This window comes from Pseudoalteromonas sp. G4 (assembly GCF_028875915.1).
Classification (GTDB): Bacteria; Pseudomonadota; Gammaproteobacteria; order Enterobacterales; family Alteromonadaceae; genus Pseudoalteromonas.
Genome location: NZ_JAPEHW010000030.1, coordinates 13991 through 33420 on the forward strand (window position 1 = coordinate 13991; position 19430 = coordinate 33420).

Below are 19430 nucleotides of genomic sequence, written 5' to 3' on the forward strand. Positions count from 1 at the left end.
TAAATATTCACAACTAAAGTTTGCTTTTCTTAGCTTGAGTTAACTAATCTATCTCAAGGGTGAGCCGAGTGCAGCCAGATCCGCAACTTACAATAAACTCACCATCTTTGTCGTTAAGTGCTACGCTAAGTGGTTTGTTACACGTATCGCAATTAACTGTACCGCCTTTTAAGAGCTTTTTTAAAACGGCTTTCTGATCATTAAAGTTTTTAGCAAATTTTTTATTAAGTTGCGAAAAATCGATCATTACTTTTGTCTTTCTTCACTGATGATTTTACAAAGTTGTCTTAAGTCATCACCGTAAAAATAAGAGTTAAGCTCTTTGTTGCGGCAATAACGAGTATTGAACGCATCCATTTTCTGGTTCGTTGCTAATTGTTTGCTTAAATAATCTTCTGTAGTTTGCGATAACCGAAGTTTTTCTTTGGCACGTGCAAGCGAGCGAGCAGCTTCTTGGTCAGTTTTTATTTTGCTTGAGTCACTTAACACACCCATTACTTTATCAAAAAGTTCTTGGCGAGGCTTAGCAATCGTCGGGTGATCAACACTTGCTAAGATGAGAATGACCAATATAAATAAGAAGTAATTTTTCATATTATTTTCTTTTTTTTGATTTAGCGCCTATTTGCTGTCCATTTAGTTTAATAAAATGCATCGCACTAGCAAAGACAATTGTTATAATTAGGCAACTTATCAGAAGTTTGCACACCTAGGGGCACCATGGACAAGCAAATTAAAGTAAAAAATATACCTACAGAAGTAAAAGTTCACAAACCTGATGCGGAGAAATTTGACCGCTTTAATCCGCGCAATCGCATATATGTACGAGCGGTTAAAGGATTACATCAAAAGTTGCGCAAATACCTAGGGTTTGTTGCTATGTTGAGCTTTATGTTGCTGCCATGGGTTAGCTTTAATGGACATCAAGCGGTTCTTTTCGATATTTTCAATCAGAAATTCAATATTTTTGGCATGACCTTGTGGCCTCAAGACCTTACCATTCTTGCTTGGATTTTTATGATTGGTGCTTTTGCGCTGTTCTTAGTGACAACTTTTTATGGTCGCGTATGGTGCGGCTATATGTGTCCGCAAACAGTCTGGACCTTTATCTTCATTTGGTTCGAAGAAAAAATAGAGGGCAGCGCTAACCAGCGAAAAAAACTCGACCAACGTAAAATGGACTTTGACAAATTCTGGCGAAAATCGGCCAAGCATTTAAGTTGGGTAGGCTTCTCTCTTTTTACATCATTAACCTTTGTTGGTTACTTCACGCCTATCAGGGACTTGATGGTTGACTTCTTTACTTTGGAAGCAACTTCTTACGCTGTTGGTGGGGTGTTATTTTTTACTTTTTGTACTTATGGCAATGCCGGTTGGATGCGCGAAATTATGTGTTTGCATATGTGTCCATATTCGCGTTTCCAATCAGCGATGTTTGATCAAGACACGTTTACTGTTACCTATGATGAAAAGCGCGGTGAAAACCGTGGTCCACGTGGTAGAAAGCAAGATCCTAAAGAGTTAGGCTTAGGGGATTGTATTGATTGTAAGATGTGTGTGCACGTGTGCCCAACCGGTATCGATATTCGCAACGGTTTACAATATGAGTGTATAAACTGTGGCGCCTGTATCGACGCTTGTGATGAAGTTATGGACAAGATGAACTATGACAAAGGGCTTATCTCTTACACGACAGAACGCAACTTGACCTCAGACAAGAAAACCCATGCCTTACGTCCTAAAATCATTGGCTACCTGGTGGTCATGTTGGTAATTTGCGGAATTTTCGTCGCCGATGTAATGACCCGAATCCCGATGGACTTAGACATAATTCGCGACCGAAATCAGCTTTATAGAATTAATAATGATGGGTTAGTGGAAAATACGTACACTCTAAAAATCCTTAACAAATCACAACAAGATCACAGTTACCAAATCTCGGTTGAGGGGCTAAATAATTTCACTATTATTGGCAAAACTGAAGTAAACATTCGTTCAGGCGAGTCGTACAGTTTACCGTTATCAATTGCGATTGACCCTTATGATTTAAAATCGCCAATCAGCGAATTTAACTTTGTGTTAAAGCGTGCTGATGAACCAAATACGCAACTTGCACAACCAAGCAAGTTCTTTAAAGGGCGTTAAATGTCGGCATTTGATTTTAGTGATTTAACACCTGATCGTATTTTAGATGCGATTGAAAGTATTGGTGTATATCCAACTTCAGGATTATTAGCACTCAACAGCTATGAAAACCGCGTTTATCAGTTTGTTGCGGAAGATTCTAAACGTTATGTTGTGAAGTTTTATCGTCCAGAGCGTTGGAGCTCTCTGCAAATACAAGAAGAGCATGACTTTAGTTTTGAATTGCTTGACGGCGAGGTGCCTGTTGTTGCACCAATAAAGCGTGATAAGACGAGTTTGTTTGATTATCAAGGCTACCGCTTTGCATTGTTTCCAAGTGTCGGTGGCAGAACGTTCGAAGCAGATAATTATGATCATTTGGAAGTTTTAGGGCGTTTTATTGGTCGTCTTCATAACGTATCAAAAACAAAACCTTTTGCTGTTAGACCAACAATTAGCTGCCAAGAGTTTTTACACGATGCAACACGCTCTTTAGTTGACAGTAATTTAATAACGCCCAGTCTAGAAACGCCTTTTATGACAGTGTTAGAACAAGTTATCGCGTTAACTGAGAAGAAATATCAGCCAAATAACGAGATCCGCTTGCATGGTGATTGTCATATTGGCAATATTCTGTGGACCGGCAATGAACTGACGTTTGTCGATTTAGATGATGCGCGTCAGGGGCCAGCGGTTCAAGATTTATGGATGATGTTAAGTGGTGATGAAAACGAGCAGCGTATGCAGATGGATACTTTGCTGTGTGCCTATGACGAGTTTTCTTCATTTGACTTAAAAGAGCTGCACCTGATTGAACCTTTACGCGCCCTACGTATGATCAATTACATGGGGTGGCTCGCTAAGCGTTGGAAAGATTTAGCATTTCAACGGAACTTTTCGTGGTTTGCATCAGACAAATACTGGGAACAACAAATATTAAGTTTAAAGGAGCAATTGGCTGCGTTGCATGAAGCACCGTTAAAGCTTTTGCCATAAGAGAACCCTATGACTAAGAAGTTATTTTTTATTGTTGCACTATTTTTTCCGCTTGCACTGTTTGCATCGGACTTCAAATTTGAAGAGGGAGAGCATTTCTCTCTAATTAAAACAGATAAATCAGAAAAACCTCAGGTTACTGAGTTCTTTTCTTACTACTGCCCACATTGCTATAACTTCGAAATGATTGCACAGCGATTAAGCAAAGAGTTGCCGGCAGATACTTTTGTAAAAAGCCATGTTAACTTTTTAAGAGGTATTGAGCCTAAAACCCAATCATTACTATCGACAGCTTATTTAATCGCGAAGCAAGCTGGTAAAGCGAACGAAGCAAGTGATGCTATCTTCTCGTTTATTCACCGTAATCGCGGTAGTTTCTCAACAATGGACGATGTACGCCGTTTATTTGTGTTAAACGATGTTATGACAGAAGAGAAATTCAAACAGCTTTCAGGCAATATGGCGATTGCTGCGCAAGAGCAGTATATGGTTGAGCAGCAAGACCGCTTTGCTGAATTAAACGCATTAACAGGTGTACCAACGTTTATTGTTAATGATATTTACCGCATTGAACTAACCAGCATTAAATCATACGACGAGTTAAAAGCACTGGTTGAATACTTATTAAAAAAATAACGGAGTAATAAATGAAAGCATTTTTTAAAGCTGCTCTTTTAGCTTTAGCATTGCCAGTTGTTGCAATTGCAAATCAATATGAAGAAGGCGTGCATTACGATGTAATTTCAGATCGCGCTACAAAAACACCAGAAGTAACAGAGTTTTTCTCATTTTACTGCCCTGCATGTAACAACATGGAAAACGTTATTTACGACTTAAAGCCGATGCTTGATAAAAACGTAACGTTTAAAAAAGCACACGTAAATTTCATGGGTGGAAAATCAAAAGAAAACCAAGAAATGTTATCGCAAGCATTAGCAACGGCTGAAGCATTACCGCAAAAAGACCAGATTATTGCTGGTATTTTTAACCATGTTCATGGCGAGCGAAAAAACTTTAATGAAGTTGCAGATGTAAAAGATGTGTTTGTAGCAAAAGGCGTTGAAGCATCAACTTTTGAAAAATATTACAAAAGCTTTGCGGTTCGCACTAAAGCGAAGAAAATGAGCAAAGAACAAGAGTTTTATAAGTCGAAAGGTGCACTTGGTTCTGTGCCTACTTTTATTGTGAATGGTAAATACAAAGTTAACTTTGGCCGTAAGTCGGGCATTTCGAGTGCTGAAGATATGGCTAAACTAATTAACTACCTAGCTCAAAAGTAGTTTTTGCTTATCAAAAAAAGGCGCTTATAAAGTAGACGAGTGCGAAACTGAGGGATGATTTGTCTCTCAGTTTTTTTATGCTTGTTGGAAAATAAGGGCTTGGGCTAGTGCAAGAAGGCAAAAAGCCATAAGTTTACACTGAAAAGGTCAATTAAATCAATTTGTTAGTGTCAAATTGATAATTGGCGAATTTCAATATCTTGAAATGATTAATGTTTTTAGTCCCAATCTTTTTAAAAAAGGCTTATGACTACATGTCACAACTATTAATCGCCTTTTATATAATGATATAGTCACATTTAATACAGTTGAGGTCAATTTTTTTTATATAAAAAACAGGTGCGCTAAGGATGAAGATTACAACATGGAACTGTAATGGTGCGTTGCGTAAGAAGACTACTGTGATCGATCAGCTTCATTCTGATGTGCTTATCGTACAAGAATGTGAAGATCCCGCTCTGTCGACCAAAGATTACCAAGCTTGGGCTTCAAACTGTATCTGGGAAGGTGAGTCGAAAAACAAAGGTATTGGTATATTCGCAAAGACAGGCATAGAGATAAAGCGACTTGACTGGGACGCCAGCTACACCTTAGCTACAGGGCTTTCATACCTTAACAAAAAGCTCACATGGTCAACCAAAGAGCTTAGGCAATTCATTCCTTTCATGATCAACGACAAGTATTTGTGTATAGCCGTCTGGACGAAAGGTTCAAGTGATGAAGTGTTTGGCTATATGGGGCAGTTTTGGAAGTTTCTTCAAATTCACAAAAAAGAGCTGGCTGTTGATAATGTGCTGATTATGGGCGATTTTAACAGCAATAAGATGTGGGATAAGCCAGATAGATGGTGGAGCCACAGTGATGTTATAGATGAACTTGAATCTATTGGTATAACAAGTCTCTACCATTCACAAACGGGCGAAGCCCAAGGAGAAGAATCAGCGCCCACTTTTTACCTTCAGCGCAAGCTTTCGAAGCCATATCACATCGATTATATATTTACTGGAAAGAATGTGCATAACGCATCGCTATCTATCGGTAAAAATGACGACTGGATTGAACATAGCGATCATATGCCGCTATCAATTATTACTTGCTCAACTCAGGCTTTGGGATATTTTTGACACAATTTTCAGTCCACATTTTGACTAATTTTTTTGAAGCAGTGCCAGATAGATTGCACAAATTGACTAATTGCTTATCCATGTTATTTGTGTAGCAAAAGGACAATATCTATGGGTTACAACGACAGCCAGCAACAGAAAAGAAATGAATTAAAAAACGCAGCTCTAATGGTTCGAATGGAAATGGAAGGTGACCTGTTAGAGTTTATCCCTAGCGAGCTTGGAGCTAAGCATCAGCCACTTTTGAAAAAAGTTCAGGAAATCGAAAGTGAGTTTCAAGCTTTAGCCGACCACGGAAACCTGCGCTGTATATACGCTACTATAGCTCGATTAGCGATTCATACACATCAATTCGAACTAGCAGCAGCATATGCGCTTGCAGGGATTGAATTGAATGAACTAGCAAAAGACAAAGAGGGTGTTAACGTAAACAAAGTCGTTCTTTTGGATATGCAAATGTTTTTAGGTGCATACAAAAGTTTGGTCAAATTTCTACAAGAAAACCCAGAAATAGCTACTGAAGATAGAACATTCTTGATGACTGATTATGATGGAAAAGAAGGCTCAGAAAATGATGGACTAGCTACAGACTTGTTGTCAACCAAGCTCCGCCCGCAAAGCTATGCTATAGCCATTGAGGCAATAAATAATCCATGTGGTTTATCAGCGGAAGATATTGCGAAACATTTAGGTGTCACAGTCGAGACTGCCTTGAAATATAAGAGATAAGCAGGAAACTTACCTTAATAATATGCCTTTATCTCTCTCAGTGTAATCGTATAACTGTACCTTGAATAATTATTGAACCGTGTTATTTCTTAGTAAAAGAGTGATGCGGAAATGGAAAATCTATCTACAAAAAAATTAATAGAATTATTTGAAAATATCCGAGATGAGATGATTGATGATATCGAAAATACCGATTTTTTGTCTGTACGTAGAGAATCAGTGCTAAAACATCAACCTCTTTTAGATGATATTCTGAAAATTGAAGAGGCGCTTCTTTCTACAGATGGAGGCTTTGTAAACATACGCTTTATGTATTGCAACATATCTCGATTGGCGCTTCACACTCATGATTTTGAGCGAGCGGTATCATATGCGCTTGCAGGGATCGAGCTTAACTCTTTGGCAGAGGACAAGGAGGGGGAGTTGCTAAATATGGATAATATTGTAGTTATCATGCTTTATTTGAGTGCGCACAAAAGCTTAGCCAAATACCTCCGCAGCAATCCAGAATTAGTGAGCAGGATAAGTCTTTCACTTGAAGATATTGATGGCAGATCTTCAGAGAATGACGATTTAATTACATTTTTGCTCAATAGCAGCAAACGACCCAAAAGCATGGCTCTGGCTATCAAGAGAACATTGGAAAGTGGAAACCATGATAGAGCGATTAGTGCAAAAGAGGCGGCTCTCGTTATAAAAAAATGTGCTTCAACTATGGGCGTTACTCCAAACACAGTCTTAAGAAATGCACTAAGTTAATTAATTCTCCTGCCATTTGTTTTAATTTTCAAAATTACACCTGTTCCTGTTAAAGCTGCATCATTTTTGAAAGAGTAGACACCATATTCTTCACTTGCCATTGCGACCGAAACTGGAGTTGGCTCTCCTGATACAACTTCCATACCAATCCCCATACCTGTAGACCTCGACACCTTAATTTCGGGTTTTTTAGATATGGGCTTGCCGTTATAGTCGCTTTTTATTATGTACATAAAATCTGCGTCGGTAGCTACAACAAAGCTGTTGCCATGAAGCATACGATTATAAAGGCCAACCTGTGAGTATATTTCTTTCCTAAAATTTATGAATTCTAAGTCTACCTCCGATAGCTTGGTGCTTTCGGCTGCACTCTCTTGTTTCTTTAAAAAGACATATCCAGAAGTTGTTGATGAAGGGAGTGTGCTATAACTAGGAGTTGCCTTCATGTCACCGCTATATGATGAGGTTATGTTTACTCCAGACATATAAGTAGAGCCGCCAGACACATTGTTGATAGAGCGTAGAACTAAGTCAGCCCCCAAGGCAACCGCTTTCTTTGCCATTTCGTTTTCATTGGTTGAGAAATCTACAAACTCAATAACTGTATAGTTTGGATATACCCGTTGGTGAACTATTGAGAGGTCTGTTAAATAATATTCGCTGTAGGAGATATTGTTTTGGTTATAAATAGATAGGGAAGATGTTGATGAACAAGCTGATACCAATATAAACAAAGGTAATAGCATGATTAGCTTTAGTAAATTCACTGGAAATAATCCTTTTCACACTCAAAAAATCCACTTTAATACTATACATTATCCATGGTGAAACACCTACCTTTCAAAATATAATTGGTTGTTTTATGTGTTGCCCCCTGCAATATTTGATAGAGGGCAATGAAGTTAATAGATGATATTAAACTTTTTTTAGTTTTAGCACCTCATTGGCAATACTGAACTCTAAGATGTCATGTATATCGTAGACTCTATCGACGAGACCTAAACGTTGTGCTGGCGTCGCCTTGGCACGTGGCGTTTTAGTGAAATTACGGTAAATGCGGAAGATCTCTAGTAGCATAGAAATGTATTTTGGGTTGTAAGCGCCATATAAATTCCACTTCTGATAACTTGCGCTCGCTGTTCCTGCATCAGCCGCTTCTTTTTCTTCATCATTCATATTAACCGATGTAGCTATCGGACGCTCAGCCATGGAAATACTGCGTTTAACAGCATTAAAGTAGCTGTCCACGCCTTGCAATGCCGCATCTTCAATGAATTGCTGGTCATAATCAGTCAATAATAATAAGTCTAAGGTGCGCCCTTTAATCAGCGGCTTATCTTGTCGAACCCAGACTGCGTCTTTTTGAGTTTCAGTGTGCCCTTTTTGTAACGTACTTTTTCGGGTCAGGCATGCACGCATCTTTTTCGCATTGATCATTTCCTTAAAAATCTTGGTTACGGCAAAATCAAAGCTCACATCGCTGTCGGCATATAGATCTACTGACTTCACTTGATTTAAGAAAGGCTTAAGCATCTCTAGGTGAGCGATCACAGAGTAGGTCTGACGAAGCAGCAGGTGTTTATTGGGCGTTTTCACATCAGGATCGTCATAGATGTTTTCATCGGGCAAGTTGTACTGCTGATAGCGACGCTTATGGTGTGGTTTTTCATACTCGCCAATACGCTTGAATTCTTTTGCTAACGCCATGTAGTCAGAGGTGAAATCAAAATTAACCTTGCTGCCTAGTACATACCCTGAATGATTATCAACAGTGCATGTATTAATCAGCTTTGTTCTTCTCCTATCATGTCGCGAACTCCAATTGGCATAAAATTGCATGTTATCGAGACTTAACGATAGATGGGTGTTCTTAAGCTTATGTAGGTTTTGGGCTAGGAGATATTGCTCAAATTGGAGACACTGGTAATAGAAAAACTCAATTCGGTCAAAAATAACACGATGATTAATTTTGTGCTTTGCGTAAATTCTGTTGAATGGCGCTTTGTTGACCAATTCATTGAACAATAGATAGTTGATTTGTGGGTTATGTTGACCCTTTTCAGGATCGAGTGCTGCCGTTATTCGGCTATGGCATCGCTTGCATTTAAACCGCTGTGACGCTGCATCACGAGGCACATGATACCTGCCATTAGCATCTGGATATGACACCTTTGGCAACCCTTTCACATTTTTGAGTTTCTTTTTGTTCTGACCGTCTAGCCAATATTCATCAGGATGCGAAAGAATGTCTTTGTCTTGATTAGGACAGGGCTTTTTTAGCTTGGTAAACGTCTTTTCGACCCCGCGTACTTTCTTGACTACCGTTTCGTATTTCTGACCGTCAGGGATGCCTTTACGCTTATCCTCTCTTAGTCCCGTGTTAGGGCAACTTGGCACTTTAAGTTGATATATGGATTGTAAACGCTTAATTTCCTGCACGATCCCTTTATTGCTAACAATCTTACTTGATGTTTTACACTGCTTACATGTTAACTGAAGACCATTCTTAGGCTCGCCAATTACGTAGTTTTCAAGCGAGCGCGCTTTTTTGCCAAGGTTTTGAGGATCTGGAAATTTTGGTGGCACGCCATAATTGGCGCAACGTGTGTTTTGACAAAAGTTTAGCTGGTAGCCCTCATACGCTCGTGGCAGTGGAAATTTTTCTGGCTGCGCCCGCTTTTGACTTGGATCGCGGGGGACTCTAAGAACGGGCTTATCTGCGGCCTTAAAAGCAAGGTAAACACGACCTGCAAGCTCAGCATCAAGAACAGCACCATGCATGGTACGCCTTGATAAATCGATACCATACATACGACACGCATCATCTAGGTCTAGCTTACTTTTGCGCTTCATAGGCGCTTTGACCATGAGCATAACGCACGTGCTTTTAAATTCTGTGGAGAAACGAAAGTCTGAGCCAGCAAGTTCGCACTCGTTATCGAGCATACCTAGATCAAACGCTTTGTTATAGAAGAGTAGTTCACTATCCCCAATGAACTCAATGATCGCATCAAGGCGATCTTTAAATTTCGGCTGTGTGCGCAGGAAGCTGGTTTTAAGGCCATGTATTTCGTATGCGGGGTTGGAGACTTTTTTGCGTTCAGGCGTGAAGTAGGATTGATACTGCTTACCCGTAATCTCACCATCAACGATTTCGACAAGACCTATCTCGACGACTCGGTCGCCGTTTTTATAGTTCAATCCAGTGGTTTCAGTGTCCACTGCAACGAGTCTTGTCATGCCAAAGCCTCCGATAAGAAAGCGAAGCTATATTATAATGCAACGAGAGTGAATTGTCGATTTGGTCATTAACTATTGAATTATAGTGATTTTATCTATCGAACTTATGTTTTAATGGTAAATTAAGTGCATATTTAACTTATTCTTAATGGAAAAAGGGACGAAAATCGTCCCTTAATATCGCACTCGACTACTTATAAAGCGCCTTTTTTTATGCCCATAATTTCGATTTTAAGACTAAATAATAGTGCCAATATACTGGTAATTATAAGGTTCTATGCTTGACTTATAGAATGCAGCAAAAACAGGATGTTGACATGGATTCGAAAGAGCAAACCGTCTTTATATTTGATTTAAGCGAAGAGCAACGTACTACAACGCAAAAGTGCATTGAATACCTTTGGGCTGGACGTATTTTCACAACAGGTGATCTAGCTAGCTTACAAAGTGAAGTGGTACAAGGTACTAATGAAGACACCTTAGTTATCTCTGCAAATTCTTTCGGTGATGTAGATATGGCAAGCTGGTTATTAGGTACAGGCTTTAAAGGTCGCTTAGTCTTATTGCTTACTGAAGATGATGCTGTACCCTTATTTTTGCCTTGTGAATTAATAGCGCAAATCAATAAACCTGTTAAGCTCAGTGACTTCAATCAAGTTTTCAGTCAACGTTCGGTTACAGAGCACATCATCGATAAAGAAAAATTAGCTACGATTCTTTCACGTAGAGATTGTGTAAACCTTGATTTTCAACCTGAATTTCGCAGTCAAAACGAGAAGCTATCTGGTTTTGAATGTTTAGTTCGCTTTCAAGAAAATGGTATTAAGTTAAGTACTAAGCAGGTTATGGATGCGATTGAAAAACATCAATTAATCGATGTGTTTAGTGATATGTTTTTCCAACGAGTTGCAGAAGTTTTACCTGCATTTAGCAGCGTTCGCTTATCAATTAACTTATCGTTAATCGATTTAGGGCAATATGACTTACTGCAAGTAATGAGCTCGCATTTAAACATTGCAGGTATAAACCCTGATCAAATTATTTTTGAGTTTCCTCTTGATGCGTTTTACAGCTCTAACAGCAAAGTTATTGGGTTGTTAGCTGGGTTAAAAGAGCTAGGCTTTAGCCTTGCGATTGATGGCGAAGAAGGTATTTTGACACGGCTTGAAAAACTACCCTTAGTGATTGATGAAGTGAAAATTCCGGTAGAGCAACTACAACAACTCGATAAAGAGCAAACAGACAAGGTTGCTAAGTTCTACCATCATAATAGTGTTGATTTTGTCTTTGTTAAAATTGAAAGTTATCAACAGCAGAAGCTAGTGCAAAATAATTTCACACGAAGCCATATGCAAGGCTATTACCTTGCACCACCTATTCCTGTAAACCAGGTATTTGAGATGCTAAAAAATAACTGTGTGAATTAAAAAAATTCATTATTTTTTTTATGCAGGTCATTTAATGTAATTGGCTAATAAATTATCTAACAAACTTATTTTGGTTAATTTATTCGTTAAGTGCGTTGTTTTTGCTTTTTTGTTTTTTGTTTTTGATATTAATTGCAGGTTTGTTGGTTTTTTTATGCTTGTTTTGCGTTGCTTCTAATGGTTAAATTGCTTCAGTCAATGATGGAAACCATATAAATATGTCTTACAACACGATTAGCCTACTTCTAAATAACCTCTTACTGCTTAACGGCAGAAGCGGGGCTTAGTGTGTTTGACTGAAAAGTTTGCAAAAACCCCGCTAAATGCGGGGTTTTTTATGTTAGGGCAAAGGTGCAGGTATGAGCGATAAAATTTGGATATTTGATACAACGTTACGAGATGGCGAACAAGCATTAAAAGCAAGTCTTACTGAAGATGATAAGATTAAGCTAGCACATGCTATTAGTCGCCTTAATGTTGATGTTATGGAAGTAGGATTTCCTGTTTCAAGCCCTGCAGACTTTAGAGCTGTAGAGCGTATAGCACGTGAAGTAAAAGGCCCTGCAATTTGTGGCTTAGCACGTGCGGTAGAGAAAGACATAGAAGCCTGTGGACTTGCTTTAAGACCAGCTGAAAATCGCCGCATTCATACCTTTATTGCAACCAGTCCTTTACATTTAGAGCATAAATTACGCATGAGTTTAGATGATGCAACTGCAATGGCAGTGCGTTCAATTAAACAAGCGCGCAATTACACTGATGACGTAGAATTTTCATGCGAAGATGCGGGACGTACGCCGCATAGTGATTTATGCCGCATTGTAGAAGCAGCAATAAATGCGGGCGCATCGACAATCAACTTACCTGATACCGTAGGGTATGTTACGCCTGACGAATATGCTGCGATGATCACGCATTTAATGAACAACGTGCCAAATATTGATAAAGCGCGTTTAAGTGTTCATTGCCATAACGATTTAGGTTTAGCGGTAGCTAACTCGATTGCTGCGGTACAAGCTGGGGCGCGTCAGATAGAGTGTACCGTTAACGGAATTGGTGAGCGCGCTGGTAACTGCTCACTTGAAGAAGTGTCGATGATCTTAAAAATGCGTGAAGATCATCTTAAATTACGCACTGATATCGTAAGCGAAGAGATTTATCGCGCTTCACGTCAAGTGAGCCAAATTTGTAATATGCCTGTGCAGCCGAACAAAGCGATTGTAGGTGAAAATGCCTTCGCACATAGCTCAGGCATTCACCAAGATGGTGTACTAAAAGCGCAAAACACCTACGAAATTATGTCACCAGAAACCGTCGGAGTGCCAAATAATCAGTTAAACATGACTTCGCGTTCAGGTCGCCATGTTATTCAGCACCGTTTAAGTGAATTAGGCTATCAGCCTGATGATTATGATATGGACTCGTTATATCAGAGCTTCTTAGCATTAGCAGATCAAAAAGGTACTGTTTATGACTATGACCTAGAGGCGATGATCTATTTCAATAATCAATCAAATGAGAGCGATTTTTACCAGCTGTCATTTGTCCATTCAACGTCAAATTCTCAGTCAGTGGCTAGCAGTAGTGTAGGCATGACTATTGGTGGCAAAGAAGTTACCGAAGCCGCAACCGGTAACGGCCCTGTTGAAGCCTCATTCAAGGCTATTAAACGTATGACTAATATGGATATTGAAATTATTGAATATAATTTAGACGCAACAGGACAAGGTGAAGCATCCCTTGGTCAAGTAGACATTATCGCTAAGTTTGATGGACGCCAATACCACGGTGCAGGCTTAGCAGCAGATATCGTAGAAGCGTCCGTTCGCGCTTTAATTCGAGTTCACAATTTAATTTATCGGGCACAGCAAGTATCCGATTTAAAACTACAAAGGAAAGCAGTATGAGCAGCCAAGCAAATTACGACATCGCAGTGTTAGCGGGTGACGGTATTGGACCGGAAGTTATGACCGCCGCTATCGACGTGCTAAACGCCGTAAGTGATAAATTTAATTTTTCATTAAGCTTAAATCACCATGCGATTGGTGGTGCGGCAATCGACCAATTTGGTAAAGCACTGCCGGATACGACCTTGGCTGCGTGTGAACAAGCAGATGCGATTTTATTTGGTTCAGTTGGTGGACCAAAATGGGAAGGATTGCCGCCAGCAGAGCAACCTGAACGCGCATCATTATTACCGTTACGTAAACACTTTGGTCTATTTTGTAACTTACGCCCAGCGCAGCTATTACCAGCATTAAGTGCGGCATCACCGTTACGCGCAGATATTAGCTCAAAAGGCTTTGATATTTTATGTGTACGTGAATTAACGGGTGGTATTTATTTTGGTGAAAAAGGGCGAAGTGGTGAAGGTGCTGAGGAATATGCATTCGACACTCAAACCTATTCGCGTAAAGAAATCGAACGTATCGCACGCTTTGCGTTTGAAGCAGCAAAATTGCGCGCCAATAAAGTAACGTCTGTTGATAAAGCGAACGTACTTGCATCAAGCGTGTTATGGCGAGAAGTTGTTACGGAAGTAAGTAAAGATTACCCAGATGTAGCACTTGATTATATCTACATTGATAACGCAACAATGCAGCTGGTAAAAGAGCCAAACCAGTTTGATGTACTGTTATGCGACAACTTGTTTGGCGACATTCTTTCTGATGAATGTGCCATGATCACAGGCTCTATGGGCTTATTGCCTTCTGCAAGCTTAAACCAAACGGGTTTTGGCTTGTATGAACCAGCTGGTGGTTCAGCACCTGATATTGCAGGCAAAGGTATTGCAAATCCAATCGCACAAATTTTAAGTGCAGCATTAATGCTACGTTATTCATTAAAACAAGATGAAGCAGCGCGCACTATTGAAAAAGCGGTTGCAGAAGCGGTAGCTGCAGGTGTAGGTACACCAGATATCTACCCAACGGCTGGCTACACCACACTTGATGTTGCAAAAGAAATCATTGCACGCATTTAATTTTTATATGGCCTGAAATTCAGGCCACCGTCACCGAAATTAGCAAGGGGAATGACGTGGCTCAGACCTTATACGACAAAATTTGGCAGGCACATAAAGTGACTGCAATTAACGATGAAAGTGATTTGCTTTACATCGATAGACACTTAGTACACGAAGTGACATCACCACAGGCTTTTGCTGGTTTACGCGAAGCAAACCGCAAAGTACGTTGTCCTGAAAAAACATTTGCGACCATGGATCACAATGTTTCAACTAAGAGTCGCTCTTTGGATGCAGCAAGTGAAGTGTCTAAAAATCAGCTGGTTGCTCTAAAAGAAAACTGTGAAGAGTTTGGCATTGTACTTTACGATTTAAATTCAATTAACCAAGGTATTGTGCATGTAATGGGACCTGAACAAGGCATTACATTACCAGGCACAACTATTGTGTGTGGTGATAGCCATACATCTACTCATGGTGCTTTTGGTGCGTTGGCTCATGGTATTGGTACTTCTGAAGTTGAACATGTATTAGCAACGCAAACCCTGCAGCAGAAAAAAGCAAAAAGCTTAAAAATCCAAATAGATGGCCAAATCAATCATGGTGTAACAGCAAAAGACATTATTTTAGCGGTGATAGGTAAATTAGGTACTGCTGGTGGTACAGGGTATGTTGCCGAGTTTTGCGGCGAAGCGATTAGTGCGCTTTCTATGGAAGCACGTATGACACTTTGTAATATGAGCATTGAAATGGGTGCTAAAGCAGGCTTAATTGCACCGGACCAAGCAACTTATGACTATCTTGAAGGGCGTCCATTTGCGCCTAAAGGTGATGATTGGCATCAGGCGGTTGCATATTGGCAAACCTTAAAGAGCGATGATGATGCTGTATTTGACCAGACAGTTATTTTAAATGCACAAGAGATACAACCGCAAGTGACGTGGGGCACGAGCCCAGAGCAGGTGATTGGTATTGATCAAACAATTCCAGATCCTGACGCGCAAAGCGATTTAATTAAAGCCGATGCGATACGTCGCGCACTGGCTTATATGGATTTAGCGCCTGGACAAAAAATCTCAGATGTAGCAGTAGACACTGTATTTATTGGAAGCTGTACCAATAGTCGCATTGAAGATTTACGCGCTGCCGCCTCTTTAGTGCAAGGTAAAAAAGTGGCTGAAGGTGTTGAAGCGTTGGTGGTGCCGGGTTCTGGTCTTGTTAAAAAACAAGCGGAAGAAGAAGGTTTAGCTGACATATTCAAGCAAGCTGGTTTTGAATGGCGTGAGCCTGGTTGTTCAATGTGCCTAGCAATGAATGACGACCGCCTAGGCGCGGGTAAACGTTGCGCGTCTACTTCAAATCGTAATTTTGAAGGTCGCCAAGGACGTGGTGGGCGTACTCACTTAGTCAGCCCTGCAATGGCTGCTGCTGCGGCAATTCATGGTCGATTTGTTGATATTCGAGGAGGTATCTAATGGCTATTTTTCACAGCGGTTTAATGGCGCCACTTGATAAAAACAATGTCGACACAGACCAAATTATTCCTAAGCAGTTTTTAACGTCAACCAGCCGTGATGGTTTTGATAAAGCGTTATTTTACGATTGGCGCTATTTGGAAAATGGTGACGCAAATCCAGACTTCATTTTAAATGAAGCCCGTTACCAAGGTGCCAGCGTGCTGCTTACTCGCGATAACTTTGGTTGTGGCTCATCGCGTGAGCATGCGCCTTGGGCATTAAAACAATATGGTTTTACAGTGATTTTAGCCGAAAGCTTTGCTGATATTTTCTTTAATAACTGTATGAATAATCAAATGCTTGCAATTGCGTTACCGAGTTCGACACTGGATAAGTTATTTGCGGTAACGGAGCAAATTGAGCAAGTAAATGTTGTGATAGATTTGGAAAACCAAGTAATTAAAAGTGAGCAGCTTGATGATATTAGTTTTGATATCCGTCCTGATATCAAGCAACGTTTATTATCAGGGCTTGATTTTATTGGCGTAACTGAAACGCTAAATGATAAAATTGATGCTTTTGAACAACAACTTGTGAGCCAAAGAGCTTGGCAATAATGACCTTATCAAATTAGAATTCTAAAAAGGCTGTGTTAACAGCCTTTTTTATTTTATAAGGAAAGAAAATGAGTGGTGAAACGAATCTACAACAGTTAATAAAACATATGCAACCAATGTTGCACCCTGAAAGCTATGTGTTTGTTTGTACAGAAACAGTTGATTCTTTGGATATGAGCAAGGTGTTTGCGCGTATTAATGAGCCTGAAGGTATAACGCTGATTTTAACTAAAGCTCAGGCAGATGAATGGCAGCTGACATACAGTTCAGAGTTTTCATTAATCACTTTACAGATCCACTCAAGTCTTGATGCTGTTGGTTTAACCGCTGCTTTTTCAACAGCCTTGGCAAAATATGATATTAGCGCTAATGTGGTTGCAGGGTTTTACCATGATCATATTTTGGTTGCTAAGAAAGATGCTTCAACAGCAGTCGAAGTACTTCAAGCGGTAACCAAGCAATAAGGGTAAAAATGGATTCTTTGTTCCACTGGATTGATTTAGTTGGTGTTGCAGTATTTGCGATATCAGGTGCTCTGGTCGCTTATAAAAAGAAATTAGATGGCTTTGGTGTCATCGTACTCGCGTCAGTTACAGCGATTGGCGGTGGTACAACACGTGATGTAATTTTAGATGTGCCGGTTTTTTGGTTAAAAGATCCCACTTATTTAATTTCGATTTTTATTGCGAGTGCCATCACAATTGTTTGGCTTAATCGTCAACGAGGTTTTCCACAGGTATTACTTGAAATAGCGGATGCATTAGGATTGGCATTTTTCGTGGTGATGGGGGTGCAAAAAGCCTTAAGCCTTGGTATGCCTGATTTAACCGCCATTGTAATGGGTACTATTACAGGTTGCTTTGGTGGCATGATCCGCGATGTGCTCGCGCGCACCACCCCGATGGTATTAAAGAGCGAGCTCTATGCTACAACCTGTATTTTTGGTGGCATTTTATACACACAAAGCCTTAATCTTGGACTTTCAGCAAATTTCGCCATGATTTTAGGTATGCTGGGTACATTAGGCTTACGTGCGGGGGCAATAAAATGGGGATGGAGCTTACACGTATTTAAATACAGCAAGATAGATAAGTAGCTGAGCGCTTAAATTCAGCTACACTAAAAGTAAGAGCTTAAATATAAGGACAACGGAATGTCTTTTGCCTGTGTTTATTCCCGCGCGCAAGTGGCTATGGATGCGCCTTTAGTAACGATTGAAATTCATATCACCTCTGGCTTACCCAAGTTTACCATCGTTGGATTACCCGAAACCTCAGTAAAAGAAGCCAAGGACCGTGTGCGTAGCGCCATAATTAACAGCCAATTTAAATTTCCGCAAGAGCGCATAACCGTAAACCTAGCACCAGCCGATTTACCCAAAGAAGGGGGGCGCTTTGATTTAGCCATTGCTATTGGCATTTTGGTCGCATCAAATCAATTGGGTCAGTTGGACTTAAATAAACACGAGTTTTATGGTGAGCTGTCTTTAAGTGGCGAGATCAGGCCAATTCATGGTCTGCTTGCATCGCTGATAGCGAATATTAATAGCAATAAACAAATTTATATTTCAGGCCATAATGCCAACGAAGCTGGGCTGGTATCACATTGTCAGATTAAATTAGCAACAAGCTTAAATGAGCTCTGTCAAGATTTAACGGGGCAACAAGCACTTAACTTCTTGGTAGCTGAACCTCAAGCAGAAAAAGCCATGCCACATTATTTAATTGATATGGCTGAAGTAAAAGGGCAGGGGCAAGCTAAACGCGCGCTCGAAATTGCCGCGGCAGGAAAGCACAATGTAATGTTTCTTGGTCCCCCCGGTACTGGGAAATCAATGTTAGCGGCAAGAATGGCGACTATAATGCCGCCATTAACTGAATCTGAAGCACTAGAAACAGCAACACTTTACTCAATTATTGGAAAATCGGTAGTTCAGCAGCAATGGCAAATACGACCATTTCGCTCACCGCATCATACTTGCTCAGCGGTTGCTTTAGTTGGTGGCTCTTCAAACCCTAAACCTGGTGAAATTAGTCTCGCGCATAATGGCGTGCTATTTTTAGATGAGCTTACTGAATTTGAACGCAAAGTATTAGATAGTTTACGTGAGCCATTAGAAACCCGCAAAGTAACAATATCACGAGCCGCAAGGCAATCAGAATTTCCTGCAAACTTTCAGTTAATTTGTGCACTAAATCCAAGTCCAACAGGGTGTCATAGAGATAATCGTGCATCGCCAGAGCAAATTTTGAAATACTTAAGCCGCGTCTCTGGACCCTTTTTAGATCGGATTGATCTGCAAGTTGAGTTACCAAAATTGAAAACCCATGAACTGCAATCGAATCAATTTGAGGAAAGCTCAGAGCAAATTCGCGAAAGAGTCGTAAATGCACAAAAATTACAATATCAACGTCAAGGTAAGCTTAATGCGTTACTTTCAAATCGAGAACTTGAGAAAGTGGTGCAACTTGATAATGAAAGTATGATGTTTATGGCGTTGGTTACAGAAAAGCTCGATTTATCCCCACGTTCGTATCATCGAGTATTAAAAGTTGCACGTACGATTGCTGATTTAGCTGGCAAGCAAACTGTTGATTTAATGCATATTAAAGAGGCAATCAGCTATCGTGCATTTGAGCGATTAATTAATACCTTAACACGAGTTTAAAAACATCAAAAAAATGCGCTAGCTTAGGTGTTTCCTGAGTTGCA

19 protein-coding genes are annotated in these 19430 nt (G+C 40.1%); 15 read left to right on the top strand and 4 right to left on the bottom strand.

The genetic code is table 11. The features are described 5' to 3' along the window. Positions 1-43 precede the first annotated feature (43 nt). Both ON073_RS10485 and ON073_RS10490 read right to left on the bottom strand, forming a co-directional pair. The gene (locus ON073_RS10485) at positions 44-247 is read right to left on the bottom strand and encodes a hypothetical protein (protein ID WP_274761837.1); all 204 of its coding nucleotides are present in this window, start codon (positions 245-247) and stop codon (positions 44-46) included. Continuing rightward, on the bottom strand, positions 247-594 hold the full coding sequence (locus tag ON073_RS10490; protein ID WP_274761838.1) for a hypothetical protein: 348 nt from the start codon (positions 592-594) through the stop codon (positions 247-249). Before ON073_RS10490 ends, ON073_RS10485 begins: the two co-directional genes overlap by 1 nt. Before the next feature lie 126 nt (positions 595-720). Here ON073_RS10490 and ccoG point away from each other — a divergent pair, with 126 nt between their 5' ends. From ccoG to ON073_RS10525, 7 genes are all read left to right on the top strand, one after another. Continuing rightward, positions 721-2145: a cytochrome c oxidase accessory protein CcoG gene (ccoG, locus tag ON073_RS10495; RefSeq protein ID WP_274761839.1), complete on the top strand. Its 1425-nt coding sequence runs from the start codon at positions 721-723 to the stop codon at positions 2143-2145. Further along, the gene (locus tag ON073_RS10500; protein ID WP_274761840.1) at positions 2146-3120 is read left to right on the top strand and encodes a serine/threonine protein kinase; all 975 of its coding nucleotides are present in this window, start codon (positions 2146-2148) and stop codon (positions 3118-3120) included. A gap of 9 nt (positions 3121-3129) precedes the next feature. Continuing rightward, the gene (locus ON073_RS10505; RefSeq protein ID WP_274761841.1) at positions 3130-3756 is read left to right on the top strand and encodes a thiol:disulfide interchange protein DsbA/DsbL; all 627 of its coding nucleotides are present in this window, start codon (positions 3130-3132) and stop codon (positions 3754-3756) included. Between the two features lie 11 nt (positions 3757-3767). Further along, complete coding sequence (locus ON073_RS10510) at positions 3768-4400, top strand: thiol:disulfide interchange protein DsbA/DsbL (protein ID WP_274761842.1); 633 nt, start codon at positions 3768-3770, stop codon at positions 4398-4400. Positions 4401-4750: 350 nt separating this feature from the next. Beyond that, on the top strand, positions 4751-5524 hold the full coding sequence (locus ON073_RS10515) for an endonuclease/exonuclease/phosphatase family protein (RefSeq protein WP_274761843.1): 774 nt from the start codon (positions 4751-4753) through the stop codon (positions 5522-5524). A 111-nt stretch (positions 5525-5635) separates the two neighbouring features. Continuing rightward, positions 5636-6253: a hypothetical protein gene (locus tag ON073_RS10520; protein WP_274761844.1), complete on the top strand. Its 618-nt coding sequence runs from the start codon at positions 5636-5638 to the stop codon at positions 6251-6253. Between the two features lie 111 nt (positions 6254-6364). Further along, complete coding sequence (locus ON073_RS10525; RefSeq protein ID WP_274761845.1) at positions 6365-7012, top strand: hypothetical protein; 648 nt, start codon at positions 6365-6367, stop codon at positions 7010-7012. Here ON073_RS10525 and ON073_RS10530 read toward each other — a convergent pair. Then, positions 7009-7779 (bottom strand): hypothetical protein, encoded by a 771-nt coding sequence (locus ON073_RS10530; RefSeq protein WP_274761846.1) that lies wholly within the window; start codon positions 7777-7779, stop codon positions 7009-7011. The two genes, ON073_RS10525 and ON073_RS10530, sit on opposite strands and share 4 nt — an antisense overlap. A 148-nt stretch (positions 7780-7927) precedes the next feature. Continuing rightward, positions 7928-10252, bottom strand: coding sequence for an exonuclease domain-containing protein (locus ON073_RS10535; RefSeq protein WP_274761847.1), 2325 nt, complete (start codon positions 10250-10252; stop codon positions 7928-7930). 317 nt (positions 10253-10569) lie between these two features. On the opposite strand from ON073_RS10535, the gene ON073_RS10540 reads away from it, so the two are divergent. The 8 genes from ON073_RS10540 (at position 10570) to ON073_RS10575 (ending at position 19386) form a co-directional block, all read left to right on the top strand. Further along, positions 10570-11679: an EAL domain-containing protein gene (locus ON073_RS10540; RefSeq protein ID WP_274761848.1), complete on the top strand. Its 1110-nt coding sequence runs from the start codon at positions 10570-10572 to the stop codon at positions 11677-11679. 359 nt (positions 11680-12038) lie between these two features. Beyond that, the gene (leuA, locus tag ON073_RS10545; RefSeq protein WP_274761849.1) at positions 12039-13586 is read left to right on the top strand and encodes a 2-isopropylmalate synthase; all 1548 of its coding nucleotides are present in this window, start codon (positions 12039-12041) and stop codon (positions 13584-13586) included. After that, positions 13583-14662, top strand: coding sequence for a 3-isopropylmalate dehydrogenase (gene leuB, locus ON073_RS10550; RefSeq protein WP_274761850.1), 1080 nt, complete (start codon positions 13583-13585; stop codon positions 14660-14662). The genes leuA and leuB overlap by 4 nt, the downstream gene beginning before the upstream one ends. A gap of 56 nt (positions 14663-14718) precedes the next feature. Beyond that, positions 14719-16119: a 3-isopropylmalate dehydratase large subunit gene (gene leuC, locus ON073_RS10555; protein WP_274761851.1), complete on the top strand. Its 1401-nt coding sequence runs from the start codon at positions 14719-14721 to the stop codon at positions 16117-16119. After that, positions 16119-16718: a 3-isopropylmalate dehydratase small subunit gene (gene leuD / locus ON073_RS10560; RefSeq protein ID WP_274761853.1), complete on the top strand. Its 600-nt coding sequence runs from the start codon at positions 16119-16121 to the stop codon at positions 16716-16718. The genes leuC and leuD overlap by 1 nt, the downstream gene beginning before the upstream one ends. Before the next feature lie 68 nt (positions 16719-16786). After that, positions 16787-17182 carry an ACT domain-containing protein gene (locus ON073_RS10565; protein ID WP_274761854.1) on the top strand — a complete coding sequence of 132 codons (396 nt, stop codon included), beginning with the start codon at positions 16787-16789 and terminating at the stop codon, positions 17180-17182. An 8-nt stretch (positions 17183-17190) separates the two neighbouring features. Continuing rightward, a complete protein-coding gene (locus tag ON073_RS10570; protein WP_274761855.1) occupies positions 17191-17814 on the top strand; it encodes a trimeric intracellular cation channel family protein in 624 nt (207 codons plus the stop codon). Positions 17815-17871: 57 nt separating this feature from the next. After that, entirely contained in the window at positions 17872-19386 is a 1515-nt protein-coding gene (locus tag ON073_RS10575; protein ID WP_274761856.1) for a YifB family Mg chelatase-like AAA ATPase, read from the top strand. Positions 19387-19430: the final 44 nt, after the last annotated feature.